The organism is Cupriavidus agavae, assembly GCF_004217045.1.
Classification (GTDB): Bacteria; Pseudomonadota; Gammaproteobacteria; order Burkholderiales; family Burkholderiaceae; genus Cupriavidus; species Cupriavidus agavae.
In genome coordinates, this window is the sequence record NZ_SGXM01000003.1 from 38,554 (window position 1) to 54,225 (window position 15,672).

The 15,672-nt window shown below is 67.2% G+C and carries 13 protein-coding genes; 11 read left to right on the forward strand and 2 right to left on the reverse strand.

Annotated features, from left to right (window positions below; all coding sequences use genetic code 11):
• Nucleotides 1–159: 159 nt before the first annotated feature.
• Nucleotides 160–1,128, forward strand: coding sequence for a DUF2272 domain-containing protein (locus EV147_RS14065; RefSeq protein WP_130391840.1), 969 nt, complete (start codon nt 160–162; stop codon nt 1,126–1,128).
• Nucleotides 1,129–1,182: 54 nt separating this feature from the next.
• Here EV147_RS14065 and EV147_RS14070 read toward each other — a convergent pair whose 3' ends face one another.
• Nucleotides 1,183–2,850, reverse strand: coding sequence for a carbohydrate porin (locus EV147_RS14070; protein ID WP_130391841.1), 1,668 nt, complete (start codon nt 2,848–2,850; stop codon nt 1,183–1,185).
• Between the two features lie 351 nt (nt 2,851–3,201).
• Here EV147_RS14070 and EV147_RS14075 point away from each other — a divergent pair, with 351 nt between their 5' ends.
• The 5 genes from EV147_RS14075 (at nt 3,202) to EV147_RS14095 (ending at nt 10,085) form a co-directional block, all read left to right on the forward strand.
• Nucleotides 3,202–4,341: a TRAP transporter substrate-binding protein gene (locus EV147_RS14075; protein WP_130391842.1), complete on the forward strand. Its 1,140-nt coding sequence runs from the start codon at nt 3,202–3,204 to the stop codon at nt 4,339–4,341.
• Nucleotides 4,342–4,520: 179 nt separating this feature from the next.
• Complete coding sequence (rarD, locus tag EV147_RS14080) at nt 4,521–5,426, forward strand: EamA family transporter RarD (protein WP_130391843.1); 906 nt, start codon at nt 4,521–4,523, stop codon at nt 5,424–5,426.
• Between the two features lie 122 nt (nt 5,427–5,548).
• A complete protein-coding gene (dinB, locus tag EV147_RS14085; protein ID WP_130391844.1) occupies nt 5,549–6,808 on the forward strand; it encodes a DNA polymerase IV in 1,260 nt (419 codons plus the stop codon).
• 112 nt (nt 6,809–6,920) lie between these two features.
• Complete coding sequence (locus EV147_RS14090; RefSeq protein WP_130391845.1) at nt 6,921–8,111, forward strand: MFS transporter; 1,191 nt, start codon at nt 6,921–6,923, stop codon at nt 8,109–8,111.
• 213 nt (nt 8,112–8,324) lie between these two features.
• Nucleotides 8,325–10,085, forward strand: a complete 1,761-nt coding sequence (locus EV147_RS14095; protein ID WP_130391846.1) for a diguanylate cyclase — start codon at nt 8,325–8,327, stop codon at nt 10,083–10,085.
• A gap of 65 nt (nt 10,086–10,150) precedes the next feature.
• Here EV147_RS14095 and EV147_RS14100 read toward each other — a convergent pair whose 3' ends face one another.
• Nucleotides 10,151–10,645, reverse strand: a complete 495-nt coding sequence (locus EV147_RS14100; protein WP_130391847.1) for a hypothetical protein — start codon at nt 10,643–10,645, stop codon at nt 10,151–10,153.
• Between the two features lie 449 nt (nt 10,646–11,094).
• On the opposite strand from EV147_RS14100, the gene EV147_RS14105 reads away from it, so the two are divergent.
• The 5 genes from EV147_RS14105 to EV147_RS14125 all read left to right on the forward strand — a co-directional run bounded on the left by EV147_RS14105 (nt 11,095) and on the right by EV147_RS14125 (nt 15,599).
• Entirely contained in the window at nt 11,095–12,063 is a 969-nt protein-coding gene (locus tag EV147_RS14105) for a Bug family tripartite tricarboxylate transporter substrate binding protein (RefSeq protein ID WP_130391848.1), read from the forward strand.
• Nucleotides 12,064–12,158: 95 nt separating this feature from the next.
• Nucleotides 12,159–12,632 carry a tripartite tricarboxylate transporter TctB family protein gene (locus EV147_RS14110; RefSeq protein ID WP_130391849.1) on the forward strand — a complete coding sequence of 158 codons (474 nt, stop codon included), beginning with the start codon at nt 12,159–12,161 and terminating at the stop codon, nt 12,630–12,632.
• Nucleotides 12,633–12,675: 43 nt separating this feature from the next.
• Nucleotides 12,676–14,190, forward strand: a complete 1,515-nt coding sequence (locus EV147_RS14115; RefSeq protein ID WP_130391850.1) for a tripartite tricarboxylate transporter permease — start codon at nt 12,676–12,678, stop codon at nt 14,188–14,190.
• An 87-nt stretch (nt 14,191–14,277) separates the two neighbouring features.
• Nucleotides 14,278–14,694: a PaaI family thioesterase gene (locus EV147_RS14120; protein WP_130391851.1), complete on the forward strand. Its 417-nt coding sequence runs from the start codon at nt 14,278–14,280 to the stop codon at nt 14,692–14,694.
• 8 nt (nt 14,695–14,702) lie between these two features.
• Nucleotides 14,703–15,599, forward strand: a complete 897-nt coding sequence (locus tag EV147_RS14125; protein WP_130391852.1) for a patatin-like phospholipase family protein — start codon at nt 14,703–14,705, stop codon at nt 15,597–15,599.
• The last annotated feature ends 73 nt before the right edge of the window (nt 15,600–15,672 follow it).

Genomic DNA, 15,672 nt, shown 5'->3' on the forward strand with positions numbered 1-15,672 from the left:
TCCACAAGCATTCCCCCCGGTTCCCGTGCAGAATTGCACAGCCCGCAGCGTCGTCCCGCACGCCGTGCGCAGGAACCTCGAAACATCGTTCGCGCTTGTCTGAACAAGGCTTTGCGCGAGATCAGGAAACACGGGCGAAAGCCACTGCCCTGCTTGTCGATGCGCAATTCTCCACAGCGTTATGCACAACGCTTTCCACAATCGGTTCCACAGCGTTCTCCACAGGCTCGTGCGCGGCTCTGGCGCGGGCTGACCAGCCTCGTGGCCGTGGCGCTGGTGTGCGGTTGCACCACGGCGCCACCGCGTACCGCGCGTCCCCAGGCCGTACCCTTGCCCGACTACGGGCGCGTGACCACTCCGGCTGGCGCCACGCCGCGTGAAAAGATCGTCGATATCGCCCTGCAGGAGTGGCGCAAGTGGGGCAGCCAGGTCGTGCACATCGGCCGCGATGACTCGGCATGCGTCACGCAGAGTCCGCTGCCAGCCCCGCTGCTGCAAACCCCCGCAGAGGTGAGTACGGGTCCGGGCGGGTCCGCGCCGTCCGCCGATGTCGAAGCGAACGGGAATGGCGCTGGAGAAAGCTGCCTGCGCTTCCCCGATGGCACGGGCATGGAGGCTACGCCGCAAGGCTGCCGCATGGCGCAGCGCTACTGGGGCATCGTCGGCGAGGCGCCGGACTGCCGCCAGGTCACGCAAGGCGCCTGGGCCTGGTCGGCGGTGTTCATTTCGTGGGTGATGCGCCAGGCAGGGCTCGATAACGACCAGTTCCTGACCGGCCAGTCACATTCGATGTATGTGGTCGATGCGCGCGACGGCATCCTGCCCCGGCCGGCGTTCCATGTCGAACCGCTGCCCGGCGTGCCGCGTCCTGGCGATCTGATCTGCGCGGGGCGCGGACGCGACAAATACCTCGACGATCCCGCCGAGATCGGTTTCGGCACTACGCCGATGCATTGCGACATCGTGGTGGAGGTGGACCGCGCGGCCAACGTGGTCAAGGCCATCGGCGGCAATGTGCAGCAATCGGTCTCGATGGATGTGATCGATCTCAACGACGCGGGCCAGTTGGACGGCTTCACCAATTCCCACCTGCCCTGGTTGCTGATCCTGCGGAACAAACTGCAATAATTCCTGGTACGAATAATTTTGCGGGATTTTCGGCGCACTAAATTCGTAAAGTGATTACCACCGCCGATTCAGCTGCACGCCGAAGATAGAGCCGCTGGTCTGCGTCGCCCAGGCGTCCGCCGGGGCGGCGAACGTGATGCCGTCCACATCGTTGGCCCGGCTGTAGGTGTAGAACGCGCGCAGGTTGGCGTTGCCGGTGGACTTGCCCAGCGTCAGCGTGGGCGCCACGGTGATGGCCGTGCGCTGGCCGCCGACGCCAAAGCCCGACGAAATCTGGTCGTGCGCCACTTCGAAGGTCAGCTTGAACTGGTCGCTGGCCACATAGGCCGGACGCACGCGCGTGGCCGCCCACTGCAGCGTGCCCACCGCCGAACGGTCCAGTTGCAGGCTCGACTCGACCGATCCGGCCAGGCCGGACTTGCCCTTCCACTCCATCGATTCCGCCACCCGCACGCGCGAGACTTCGTTACCCATGCCGGTGTAGCCGGTCATGGCGACGCGCGACCCCTGCCCATATTGCACGCCGAGGCGGTTCGTGCCGAACAGCACCCCTTGCTGCTCGTGCATGGCCGATGCCCACCATGCGCTGCCGGTATCGGCGATTTCCTGGAGCGGCTCCACGCGGGTGAAGCCCAGTTGGACCGAACCCTTGTCATTGGTGCCGATGGGGGCCGTGCGCACCGTGTGATAGCTGGGAAGCTTGGCCCCATTTAGGTCGTTACGTGCGGTGTATTGATAACTCAGCCCGAAATCGCCGACCTTGGCGTTGTCGATGCCGAATCGCATCGAGGAGGAGTTCGGCGGCAGCAGGCCCGACGACATCAGGAAGGCATTGCTGTCGCGCCGCCCGGCCCAGACGCTGGCTTCATCGAGTACGGCCAGTCCGGACAGGCCGCTGACCGAGGTGTAGAAGTTCGGCACCAGCGCATACGGGTCCACGGCGGCCGCGCTGCCGTTGACCGAGGTGGCATTGGTGCCCTTGGCCTGCGCCACGAGCTGCACCTGGGTACCGCCGCCCATATCCACCAGCGATTCGCGGATCTTGACCTCGCCCGAGCTGGTGCACGCCAGGCCCTGGCCGAAACCGGCCGACGGCGTGCCCCCACCGGGGCAGGCCCGCTGGGTGCCCGCGCGGTCTTCCACGGCGGCACGGCCGCTGTAGCCGAGGCGCCAGACCGAGTCGCCGGCAGGATCGTCCGCCGGTAGCTGCGAGCGCAGCACTGGCGGTGCGTCGGAGGGCGTTTCGGAAGTGACTGTCTCAGCGCCTTCGGCACCTGCTGCACTTGCGGCAGGTGCTTGCGCAGCCGCCTCGACCTGCGCCGGGAACTGGCCCAGCCGGCTCGGGAACAGCACCAGCGGCGGCGGAGCGGGCGGCGGCGGCGCCAGCGCATCGGGCGGGCCGATGAAATCGGGATTGGCATCGACCACGGTAGCCGACGCCGGCTCGGCGGGGGCCGCCGGGGCAGTGTCTTCGGCAGGCTGCGAAGACTGGATCAAGTCGCCCAGCGGATCGGCCGCAGCACTGGGTACGGCCGGCTCGGCCGGCGCCGTCGCCAGGGCGGACACCGTCCGGGGTACGGCCCGTTCCGCGATGGTCGGGGGCGGCTCCACCGGATGGCTCCCGGTCTGCGCGCAGGCCGCCATGCCCCATGCGGCCAAGACGGTAAAAGCCAGGCGACGACGGGCGAAGAGACGGACGGGAGGCAGGACGGATGGCGGCATGGAGACAACGGATGCGAACGAAACCGGCATCGATTGAAGCTGGGAGGGACGGCTCCCGGTTTTAACAGGCGAACTTTTTGACCGCAAGCCGGGTTACAAAATCCATCAGGATCGGCAAAAAGCGTGCGAAATCCCACATCGCGGAAGCCGCCCGGCGGCGCGCCGCGCACCGTTTTCGGGCATGCCGGAAAACCGTTGCAGAACTGCTACCGACTAGCGAAAACCCCCATCCGGCGGGCGCTCCGTGCCCAAAACGCCACCGCTATAATCGTCCGACCTGTCTTCAGGGCCATGCCTTGGGTCGAGGCAGCACTGCATCACGCACATATCTATATAAAAGAGGAGATGTCCATGGAACGCCGTTCCTTCCTGTTGAAAGCATCGGCCGTGGCCGCCACCGGCGCGCTCGCCGCATGCGGCAAGGAAGACAAGCCCGCAGCCCCCGCCGCTTCGGCCAGCGCCCCGGCCGCCCCGGCCGTGGTGGGCAGCAATCCCGCGGTGGAATGGCGCCTGGCGTCGAGCTTCCCGAAGTCGCTCGACACCATCTACGGCGGCGCCGAACTGCTGAGCCAGCGGGTCAAGGAACTGACCGACGGCAAGTTCAACATCAAGGTGTTTGCCGCCGGTGAACTCGTTCCCGGCCTGCAGGTGCTCGATGCGGTACAGAACCAGACCGTGCAGATCGGCCATACCGCCGGCTACTACTACTTCGGCAAGAATCCGACGCTTTGCTTCGACACGACGATCCCGTTCGGCCTGACCGCGCGCCAGCAGAACGCCTGGATGATGCAGGGCAACGGCATGAAGCTGATGCGCGAATTCTTCAAGGAATACAACGTCGTCAACTTCATGGGCGGCAACACCTGCGCCCAGATGGGCGGCTGGTTCCGCAAGGAAATCAAGACCGTGGCGGACCTGCAGGGCCTGAAGTACCGCGTGGCCGGGTTTGCCGGCGTGGTGCTGTCGCGCCTGGGCGTGGTGCCGCAGCAGATCGCCGGCGGCGACATCTATCCGGCGCTCGAAAAGGGCACGATCGACGCGGCCGAGTGGGTGGGCCCGTACGATGACGAAAAGCTCGGCTTCTACAAGGTGGCCCCGTACTACTACTACCCGGGATGGTGGGAAGGCAGCGCGCAGCTGTCGTTCTACGCTTCGGCGCCCGAGTTCGAGAAGCTGCCGCCGCTGTACAAGCGTGCGCTGGAAACGGCCACGATCGAGGCCCATACCAACATGATGGCCAAGTACGACACCGTGAACCCGCAGGCGCTGGCCCGTCTGCTCGAAAACGGCGTCAAGCTGCGCCCGTTCTCGAAGGAGATCATGGAGGCTTGCTTCAAGGCCACGCAGGAAGCGTATGCCGACGAAAGCGCCAAGAACCCGTCGTTCAAGAAGATCTTCGAAGACTGGCGCGTGTTCCGCAACAACGAGGCCGCCTGGTTCAACGTGGCCGAGCAGTCGTTCTCGCAGTTCAGCTACGCGCGCAAGCTGTAAGGCGCGCATCGCCAGGCGTCTGGCGTGCAGAAGAAACCCGGCTCCGGCCGGGTTTTTTCATGGGCCGGCCGTACGGCGGTCCGGGCCGATACGCCGCGCAACACGCAGGTTGGCCGCCCCGGGTAGAATCCGCCGCACTGCTCCGCCCCATGGCGGTGCAATCACCGGCCTGACCTTCCATGCAACTCGGCATTCTCTACGCCCTGCTGGCGTACATCATCTGGGGCCTGCTGCCCCTCTACATCAAGTCACTGCACGGCGTGGCGCCGCTGGAGATCCTGCTGCACCGGATGGTCTGGTCGCTGGTATTCCTGGGCGCGATACTGTTGTGGCGACGTCACTTCGGCTGGCTGCGCGAGGTCGTGGCCAATCCACGGCTGATCCTGAACTTCGCCGCCAGTGCCGGGCTGCTGTGCTGCAACTGGTTCCTCTATATCTGGGCGGTGTCCGCCGACCGCGTGGTGGATGCCAGTCTTGGCTACTTCATCAACCCGCTGGTCAGCGTGCTGCTGGGCGTGGTGCTGCTGCACGAGCGGCTGCGCTGGGGCCAGTGGGTGTCGATCGCGGTGGCCGGGGCCGGGGTGCTGTGGCTCACGTGGTCCGCCGGCCATCTGCCGTGGATTGCGCTGGGCCTGGCGGCGTCGTTCGGCGGCTACGGGCTGCTGCGCAAGACGGGCGCGCTCGGGGCGCTGGAAGGACTCTCGCTCGAAACGTTGCTGCTGTTTCCGGTGGCCGCCATTGCGCTGGGTGCGTTGTTCCTGACCGGCCACGACACCACACGCGCCGCGCCCACGCTGACGCAGGGACTGCTGCTGCTGGCAGGTCCGGTGACGGCCGTGCCGCTGCTGTTCTTTGCTGCCGGCGCGCGCCGCATCCCGCTTTCGATGCTTGGCATCCTGCAATATGCCGGCCCGACGATCCAGTTGATGCTTGGCCTCTGGCTCTGGCACGAGCCCTTCCCGGTGGACAAGCAGATTGGCTATGCGCTGATCTGGGTGTCGCTGGCGATCTACGCGTTCGAGGGGCTGCTGGTAAGCCGGCTGAAAAACCGGAGCGCCATCGACGTTAAAAATAAAACGGCTTAAAAAATAGGTTTAAACATTCGATCTATAAATAATATGGCCACGCCGGAGATCGCGCCGGGGTTACGCAAAACGGGGTCGCCACACTATACTGTACGTTTATACAGTGCTTGAGCGCGCCTTCCATGCCCCCGCCTCTCCGACGCATCGCCCACCTCGACATGGACGCGTTCTACGCGTCGGTCGAACTGCTGCGTTACCCGGATCTGCGCGGCCAGGCCGTGGTGATTGGCGGCGGGCGCAACGCCATTCCGGAAACCCTGCCGGACGGCAGCCGGCGTTACGCACGGCTGCGTGACTATGTGGGACGGGGCGTGGTCACCACGTCCACCTACGAGGCCCGCGCCCTGGGCGTGTTCTCGGCCATGGGCATGATGAAGGCGGCCAAGCTCGCGCCCGACGCCATCCTGCTTCCCACGGATTTCGATGCCTACCGCCGCTACTCGGGCCTCTTCAAGGCGGCCGTGCGAGCATTTACAGAACAAATAGAAGACCGCGGTATCGATGAGATTTATATCGATCTCACGAATATAGAGGGCGAGGCCCGCGACGTGGCGTCCGGCATCAAGGCGGCCGTTCACGAGGCCACTGGCCTGACCTGCTCGATCTGCGTCGCCCCCAACAAGCTGCTGGCCAAGATCGGCTCGGAACTGGACAAGCCCAACGGCCTGACCATCCTGACCCCCGCGGATATCCCCACGCGCATCTGGCCGCTGCCCGCCCGCAAGGTCAACGGCATTGGCCCCAAGGCGGCCGAGAAGCTGGCGGCAATCGGCATCGAGACCGTGGCGCAGTTGGCCGAGGCGGATCTGGCGCTGCTGCAGACCCATTTCGGACGCAACTATGCGGCCTGGCTCGTCGAGGTGGCGCACGGGCGCGACGAGCGCCAGGTGGTGGTCAGCTCCGAGCCGAAGTCGATGAGCCGGGAAACCACGTTCGAACGCGATCTCCATCCGCGTGCCGACCGGCCCGTGCTGTCCGAGCAGTTCACCAAACTCTGCATGCGCGTGGGCGAGGACCTGCGGCGCAAGGGTTATGTGGGGCGTACGGTCGGCATCAAGCTGCGCTTCGACGATTTCCGCACGGTCACGCGCGACCTGACGATGACCGCGCACACGGCCGATGGTGGCGAGATCCGGCGCGGCGCCACGGAGTGCCTCAAGCGCATCCCGCTGGAACGACGCATCCGGCTGCTCGGCGTGCGCGTCAGCGCGCTGATGCCGGCCGCCGAACAGGGCGACAACCCCGCGCCGGTGCAGGAGGCCTTCCGCTTCGATGCGGACGAGTCCGGCGACCATGACCTGGGCGAGGAGCGCGAGGAACGCGACGAACGCGACGAACGCAACGAACGCAACGAACAACACGGCCGGCACGGCCAGCCCTGACCCTGGTACCCCCCGCCTCCGGCAGTCCCCCTCCCAAGCACGTCTATCTATCTACCGGTAGAATCGGCGGCTCTCCGGCGCCCCTGCCGGAGAGCTGTCAACGAGCCGCCCCATGACCACCACCACTGCCCAACGCGCTGCCGCGCCGGCTGCCTGGATGACTCCGCTGCTGGCCGTCGCCTGCGGCATGATCGTCGCGAATCTCTACTACGCCCAGCCGCTGGTCGGGCCGATTGCCCAGGCGCTGCACCTGTCGCCAGAGGTGGCCGGGCTGATCGTGACGCTGATCCAGATCGGCTACTGCGTGGGCCTGCTGCTGCTGGTGCCGCTGGGCGATATCGTCGAGAACCGCAAGCTCGTGCTGGCGCTGGTGGCCGGGTGCGCGGCGGCGCTAGTGGCCGCCTCGCTGGCCACGCACGCCAGCGTCTTCCTGGTGGCGGGCTGCGCGATCGGGCTGTGCTCGGTGGCCGTGCAGGTGCTGGTGCCCTTCGCGGCGCACCTCGCGCCCGAACACGCGCGCGGCCGGGCCGTGGGCAATGTCACCAGCGGGCTGCTGATGGGCATCATGCTGGCGCGGCCGGTGTCGAGCCTGGTCTCCGACGCCTTCGGCTGGCACACCATCTTCGCCATCTCGGCCGTGGCCATGGTGCTGCTGGGCGTGGTGCTGGCGCGCAAGCTGCCGCGCCGCCAGCCGGCGCCGGGCGTGCACTACATCGCCATGCTCGGCTCGATGGTGCACCTGCTGCGTACCGAGCCGGTGCTGCGCCGGCGCGCGGCATACCAGGCCAGCATGTTCGGCGTCTTCAGCCTGTTCTGGACCACCACGCCGCTGTACCTGGCCGGGCCGGCCTTCCAGATGTCGCAGACCGGCATTGCAATCTTCGCCCTCGTGGGCGTGGCCGGTGCCGTGGCTGCGCCGATGGCGGGCCGCTATGCGGACAAGGGCCACGGCCGCCAGATGACGGCGCTCGCACTGGTGCTCGGCGCGGGGTCGTTCCTGCTGAGCCGGCTCGGCGCCGAGGGCTCCACGCTCTCGCTGCTGGCGCTGACGGCAGCGGCCGTGCTGCTCGACTTCGCGGTCTCCACCAACCTGGTGATCGGCCAGCGCGCGATCTTCGCGCTGTCGGACGCGCACCGCAGCCGCCTCAACGGCCTCTACATGGCCATCTTCTTCGTGGGCGGCGCCATTGGCTCGTCGGTTGGGGCCTGGGCGTTCGCGCGCGGCGGCTGGCCGCTGGCTAGCTGGATCGGGTTTGCGCTGCCGGCGCTTGCCCTGCTCTATTTCCGCACCGAGCGTCGTTGATTCCTTAAATCTGGCCGTCATTCCGCCGGAGCCTTCCGGCGGACCGCTTTCTCCTTGCATCATGCCAAGGTGCACGATGGCAGGCAGCGAGCCGCTGCACTACACTGTGCCGGCTGCGCCCCGGCCCTGTTGCCTGCGCGCCATCGTTGTTGCACGCTGCATTCCACAATGCATTTCCCGCCGCCGCGCGGGCTTGCCGGGAGAGACGCTCCGATGACATGGCGGAAATTGCTGCCGACTCCGCGCTGGCTGCCGCGCGAGGCGCTGATGCACCCGCAGCGCGTGGTGGTAGTGGGATTCGGTATTGCCATGGTGCTGATGATCAGCGTGGGCCTGCGCGACCTGTACCTGCTGCGCGACCGCGTACTGGCCGCGCGGCAGCACGACCTGGCGCTGCGCGCGCTGGGCATCGAGGCGGTGATCGCGGCCGAACGTTTCAAGGCCGAATTCGTGCGCGACTACGCGCAGCAGCTGATCGCCATCCAGCAGGGTCCCAACGCCCTGCCTACCGACCCCGTCATCGAGCAAACCTACGCCGCGCGCAACCAGCCGGTGTGGCGCATGGCGGTACCCGATGGCGATGCCTCGGTCATCGGCGTTTCGCCAGAAAAGCTCGCCGGGCTGGAAGGCTTCACGCGGCGCGATGCGGACCTGCGGGCCGATCTCCACGCTGCACGCCAGCTCAGCCACGTACTCGGCATCAGCCAACGCACCAACGAAGACGCCGACAACATCGTGACGTTCATTTCGAGCAACGGCTTCTACGTCACCTATCCGCCGCGCACGGGCAGCGCAGCGGCAGAACTGATGCAGCGCTTCAGCACGATGCCGTACTACCGCGACCAGCTGCCCGACCGCAATCCCGAACGCATCCTGCGCGTGGCACCGGTCTACAAACAGTTCGAGAGCAACCGCCTGCGCACCACCACGCTGAGCATCCCGGTCTACGTGGCCGACCGCTTTCGCGGCGTGGTGGCGCTCGACGTGGAACTGCCCCGGCTGCGCACGCTGATCGGCGCCCCCGAGGATCGGGGCGCGGTGCGCTACCTGGTGGATCGCAATGGCAGCATTTTCGCCACGAGCCGGGGCGCCGAGCGGACAGACCTGCGCTGGCCCGATGACATGGGCGAACGCTGGAAACACACGCCGCTGGTCGAACTGTTCGCGCGGGACAACGGCATGCTGCACAAGGACGGCCAATACCTGCTGTTTCAGCAGGCCGGCGGACGCGGGAACTGGATCATGGTGGACACCGTCGATGACAGCGCGATCTACCGGGCGGTCTTCCGGCGCACCAGCCTGCCGCTGCTGGCTATCTGGCTGGCGCTGCCGCTGCTGATGCTGGTGACGCTACGCGTGGTCAACCACCTGTTCAGCCACTACCTGGCGGCCGGCGCGCGGCTGCAGGAATTGTCCGATACCGATCCGCTGACGGAATTGGCGAATCGGCGATCTTTCGGCAACCGTTTCAATCACGAGGCGGCCCGGCGGCAGCGCGACGGCGAGCCGCTGGCCATGCTGATGGTCGATATCGACTTCTTCAAACGTGTGAACGACCGCTGGGGCCACGCCAGCGGCGACCGCGTGCTGCAGGCCCTGGCGCGCGCGCTGCGCGACAACCTGCGCGAGCAGGACATACCCGCGCGCATCGGCGGCGAGGAGTTCACCGTGCTGCTGCCCGAGTCGACGCTGGCCGAGGCCAGCGAAACGGCGGAACGCCTGCGCGGCATCATGGCGCAACTGGCCGTGCCCGCGGCCCCCGATGCCCCGCCGGCCGAACTGGCCAGCGGGCCCATCCGCTTCACCGTATCGATTGGCGTCGCAGAAGCCGGGACCGACGATTGCCAGACACTCGATGCCATGCTGGCGACGGCCGACCGCCGTCTTTATGCCGCCAAGGCAGCGGGACGCAATCGGGTGTGCGCGGCGGATGCGCCGGACGGCAGTGCAGCGGCGCCGACTGTCCCGGAATAAGGCAATTCATGGTCGGACTCCGTGGAAACACGCGAGGCAAACGACGATACGGGCAGCCGATGCGGTCAGCGCAGCAGGAAGGCGATGTCGTCGGCCGTGATGACCGAGACCGGAATCCCCTTGCGGCGCTGGAACAGGATGTGCTGCTGCACGCGGCTGCGCTGGTCGGCGAACGTGGCCGGATCGATCGGCACGCCGCTGCGCGCGTAGTGCTGCACCAGCAGCTTGTAGGCGCGGTGGCGGATCTGCAGCGTCTCGTTGTCGGCGCGCAGGCGCTGCCATTCGGCGGGGCTCAGGTCCAGCGTGTGGTTGAGTTCGTCGACCGTGCGCGAATGCAGGTCCCGATAGAGATCGCGCTCGGCTTCGGCGCGATGCAGCTCGTCGCGCAGCGCCATGATCTTGTGCTGCAGCTTGAGCGTCTGCCCGACTGCCGCCTGCATGCCCTTGGCGGCTTCCAGCGCCTGGTTGGCGGCGGCGACCGTGCTTTTCCACAGGCCGCGATCGGCCCCCGCGTCGAGCTCCGGCGGCCAGCCGTCCGACGCCTTGATCGTTGTATCCATGGTGTGTTGACCCCTTGTGACACCCTGCATTTGAAACACCCGACTTACCCGAAAACCCGACTGCCGGGCTACCCGTGGCGCCCGGCCTGGCCCCCGCATCGTCGTGCGGCGGTCCGTGTCGTTGCGCGCCACCCTGTCGGTGCGGCGCGCAACCGAAGTCAATCGTAGAGAGATGTCGGACGTCCGCCAAGTCAAAGATGTGCAGATCAGATATGGCGGCTCCGGCGATGTGAAAAAACGACAAGACGGCTTTCTCCACCCCCCTTTCGACGACCTCCGGGAGCAACGCGCCACGGCTGGCCGCCGCCGGCCATACCCACGTAAACCCCGATCAGGAAACTGTCTTTTTGACAGGAATCTGACAGTTCCGCGCTTCTAGAATCCGGCCATGACCGGTGCGTCCGCATGGCGCGCCAGCGATCATTCCAACAAGATCCAGGAGACCCGCGATGCCCCGCACGCTTGCACGCTTCACCCACGCCTTCGTCGCCTCGGCCGCGCTGGCCGCCGCCGCCGTGGCAGCCCCCGCCTACGCCGTGGACAACCTCAAGGTGATGATCGGCGCCAACCCGGGCGGCGGCTACGACCAGACCGGCCGCACGATCGGCGCGGCGATGATCGCGGCGGGCGCGGCCAAGAGCGCCTCGTATGACAACAAGGGCGGCGCGGGCGGCACTATCGGCCTGACCCAGTTCGTCAACACCGACAAGAACAATCCCAATGCGTTGATCGTGACCGGCGCCGTGATGGTTGGCGCCATCGAGACCAACAAGCCGCCGGTGACGCTGAAGAATGCCACGCCGATCGCCCGGCTCTATGCCGACACGATGGTGCTGACCGTGGCCGCCAATTCGCCGATCAAGTCGCTCAAGGACCTGACCGCGCAGCTCAAGGCCAACCCGGGCAGCGTGAGCTGGGGCGGCGGCTCGAAGGGTTCGATCGACCACATCCTGGCGGGCCTGGTGGCCAAGGACATCGGCGTGGACCCGAAGAAGATCAACTACGTGCCGTTCGCGGGCGGTGGCGAGGCCTCGGCGTCGATCCTGGGCGGCCACGTGACCGTGGGCATCGCCGGCGTGTCGGAATTCCTGCCGTTCATCAAGAGCGGCAAGATGCGCGCGCTGGGTGTGACGTCGAAGGACCGCACTGCCGATATCCCCACGCTCAAGGAGCAGGGCGTCAACGTGGAGATCTACAACTGGCGCGGCGTCTACGGCGCGCCCGGCATCTCCGCCGAGCAGCGCAAGGCCATGATCGACGCCGTGGTCAAGGGCACGGAGAACAAGGTCTGGAAGGACGCGCTGCAGAAGAACGACTGGACGCCGTTCCTGCTGACCGGCGACGAGTTCGGCAAGTTCGTCGATGCCGAATCCGCCCGCCTCGGCGGCACGCTGCGCGAACTCGGCGTGGCGAAGTAAGACCTGTCTGGCCTACCCCGGTCCGGGCGCGCCGCCGGCCTGCCCGGGCCCCTTCCCTCTTCCCGTGGATGGCACGCCCATCCGGGAGACCGCTCATGAAACCATCCCACGTCTGCATCGGCGTCGCCGTCCTGGCGCTCTCCGTGTTCTTTTTCGCCGGCCTGCCGGGCATCTCGGGCGAGGAAGGCTACGCCGGCCTCTCGCCGCGCTTCGTGCCCACGCTCGTCGCCATCGGGCTGGCCGTCTGCGGCGCGCTGCTGACCTGGCAGGGCGTGCGCGGCGGCTTCCGCAACATGCCCGAGGAAGACGCCGAACTGCCCGCGGCCCCGCACAACCTCAAGGGCTTCATCTGGGTGGCCGTCGGGCTGGTGGCCAACATGGCGCTGATCGGCACGCTGGGCTTCGTGTTCTCGTCGACGCTGATGATGGTCTGCGTGGCGCGCGGCTACGGCAGCCGGCGCATCGTGCGCGACGCGCTGATCGGCCTGCTGCTGACGGTGCCCATGTGGGCGCTGTTCGATTTCCTGCTCGGCATCAACCTGCCGCTGCTGCCGGTGGCGGGCTTCTGAGCCCGGCCACCGAGCGCCAACGCAACAACGGGAGGCATCCGACATGGACACCCTGAACCAGCTGATGCACGGCTTTGCCGTGGCCATTACGCCGATCAACCTGCTGTGGGCCCTGGTGGGCTGCTTCCTGGGCACCGCCATCGGCGTGCTGCCCGGCATCGGCCCGGCGCTGACCGTGGCGATGCTGCTGCCGCTGACCACCAAGGTGGAACCCACGGCCGCGCTGATCATGTTCGCCGGCATCTACTACGGCGCCATGTATGGCGGATCGACGACGTCGATCCTGATGAACACGCCGGGGGAGTCGTCGACCATGGTCACGGCGATGGAAGGCAACCTGATGGCCAAGAACGGCCGCGCGGGGCCGGCGCTGGCCACGGCGGCGATCGGCTCGTTCGTGGCCGGCACCATCGCCACGGTGCTGCTGTCGATGTTCGCGCCGGTGGCGGCCGATGTGGCGCTGCAGTTCGGCCCGGGCGAGTACTTCATGATCATGCTGCTGGCGTTCACCACGGTGTCGGCGGTGCTCGGCTCGTCGCTGCTGCGCGGCATGACGGCGCTGTTCCTCGGGCTCGGCATCGGCCTGATCGGCATGGATTCGCTGTCCGGCCAGACGCGCTACTCGATGAACGTGCAGGAGCTGTACGACGGCGTGGACATCGTGGTGGTGGCCGTGGGCCTGTTCGCGGTGGGCGAGGCGCTGTTCAACGCGTTCTTCCCGCAGCCCGATGGCAGCTTCAACAAGCTCAGCTCGGTGCACATGAACCGCTCCGACTGGAAGCGGTCGGTGCCGGCCTGGCTGCGCGGCACGCTGATCGGCTTTCCGTTCGGGCTGATTCCGGCCGGCGGCGCGGAGATCCCGACGTTCCTGTCGTATGCCACCGAGAAGAAGCTGTCGAACCACAAGGCCGAGTTCGGCAAGGTCGGCGCCATCGAGGGTGTGGCCGGCCCGGAGGCCGCCAACAACGCGGCGGTGACGGCCACGCTGGCCCCGCTGCTGACGCTGGGCATTCCCACGTCGAACACCACGGCCATCCTGCTGGCCGCGTTCCAGAACTACAACCTGCAGCCGGGACCGATGCTGTTCCAGACCTCGGGCGACCTGGTCTGGGGCCTGCTGGCCTCGCTCTACATCGGCAACGTGATGCTGCTGGTGCTGAACCTGCCGGCCATCGGCCTCTGGGTGCGCATGCTGCGTGTCCCCACGCCGCTGCTGTACGGCGGCATCCTGATCTTCGCGGGGCTGGGCGCCTATGGCATCCGCCAGTCGTGGTTCGACCTGCTGCTGCTGTTCGTGATCGGCCTGCTCGGCATGGCGATGCGCCGCTTCGACTTTCCCACCGCGCCGGTGATCGTCGGCCTGATCCTGGGACCGATGGCCGAGAAGCAGTTGCGCAATGCGCTGTCGATCGGCCAGGGCGACTGGAGCCTGTTCGTGAAGCAGCCGATCTCGGCCACGATCCTGGCGATGACCGTGGCCGTGGTGGTGGTGCCGCGCGTGCTGCGCTGGCATGCCAACCGCTCCACCGCGCGTGCGGAGGCCGACAACGCCGCCTGACCCCGTGGCAGGGCCGGCGCGGCGCCTGCGGCGCGATTCTGTATCATTGGCGCAAACAACACTGCTGCGCGCCGAGGAGACCGGACCGTGCCTGCCACGAACTTCACGCTTGCCGATATCGACGCCACGCTCGACCGCGTGCTGGCGCCCTGGGTACGCCAGCTTGGCCTGCGGGCCGAAGCGGTGGACGAGGGCGGCGTTACGCTGCGGCTGCCGTTCCAGGCGTCGTTCCGCCACGCAGGCGGCGTGGTGTGCGGCCAGGTGCTGATGTCGGCGGCGGACACCGCGATGATCGTTGCCATCTCGGCGGCACTCGGCGAGTTCCGGCCGATGACCACGGTCAGCCTCACCACCAACTTCATGCGTCCCGTGACCGACGGCGACGTACTGGTGCGCGCCAACGTGCTGCGGCTCGGCAAGACCGTGGTGTTCGGGGAGATCGAGCTGACCGGCCGCGACGGCAAGCTGGCGGTGCAGGCTACGACCACCTACGCGCTGCTCTGATTTCCGCCATGGCAATTTCTCCAGTTTCCCAACCGTTCGATCAGGTCGTCTTCGCCGGCGGCGGCAACCGCTGCTGGTGGCAGGCCGGATGGTGGGATACCGTGGCGCCCGAGCTGCAGTTGCGCCCGCGCGTGATTGCCGGGATCTCGGCCGGCGCCGCCACGGCGTGCATGGTCTATGCGCACGATTCGCACCAGACCATGGCGTACTACCGCGACGTGCTGGCCAACAACTCGCGCAACGCGTACTGGGGCAACCTGCTGCGCCGTGAGCGCGTGTTCCCGCACTACGGCATCTATCGCAACGCGCTGCTCTCGCTGTTTTCCGACAACCGGCTGCACCGGCTCAAGGAAGCGCCGGAGATCCGCATCGGCGTGGCGCATATCCCGCGCTGGACCGGACCGCGCCTGGCCGTGGCGGCCGGGCTGCTGGCGTACAACATCGACAAGCACCTGCTCAAGACGCTGCATCCGCGCCTGGGCCGCTCGCTGGGCTTCCACCCCGAGTTCGTGCTGGCGCAGGATTGCCGCTCGCCCGAAGATCTGGCGGATCTGCTACTTCAGTCGGCCTCGACGCCGCCCTTCACGCCGGTACTGCGCCGCAATGGCCGCGCGGTGCTCGATGGCGGCCTGGTCGACAACGTGCCCGTGGACGCGCTCGACACCGCGCCGGGCAACGTGCTGGTGCTGGTGACGCGGCTCTATCCGCGTCCGCGCCGGTTCGTGATCGAGACGGGCGGCCAGCGCCGCCTGTACCTGCAACCCTCGCAGCGCGTGCCGATTTCGAGCTGGGACTATACGAAGCCCGAGGCGATGACGCATGCGTACGACCTGGGCCGCCGCGACGCGCAGACGTTCCTGCGCGAGTGGCCCGATATCCGGAAGGACCTGTTGCCGGCGCCCTAGCCCGCTGTTCTGGGGAACGCGCCGCGACGGCGCCGGTCGATCGTTTGGTATGCGGCAAGCTGCCGCGCGAGCC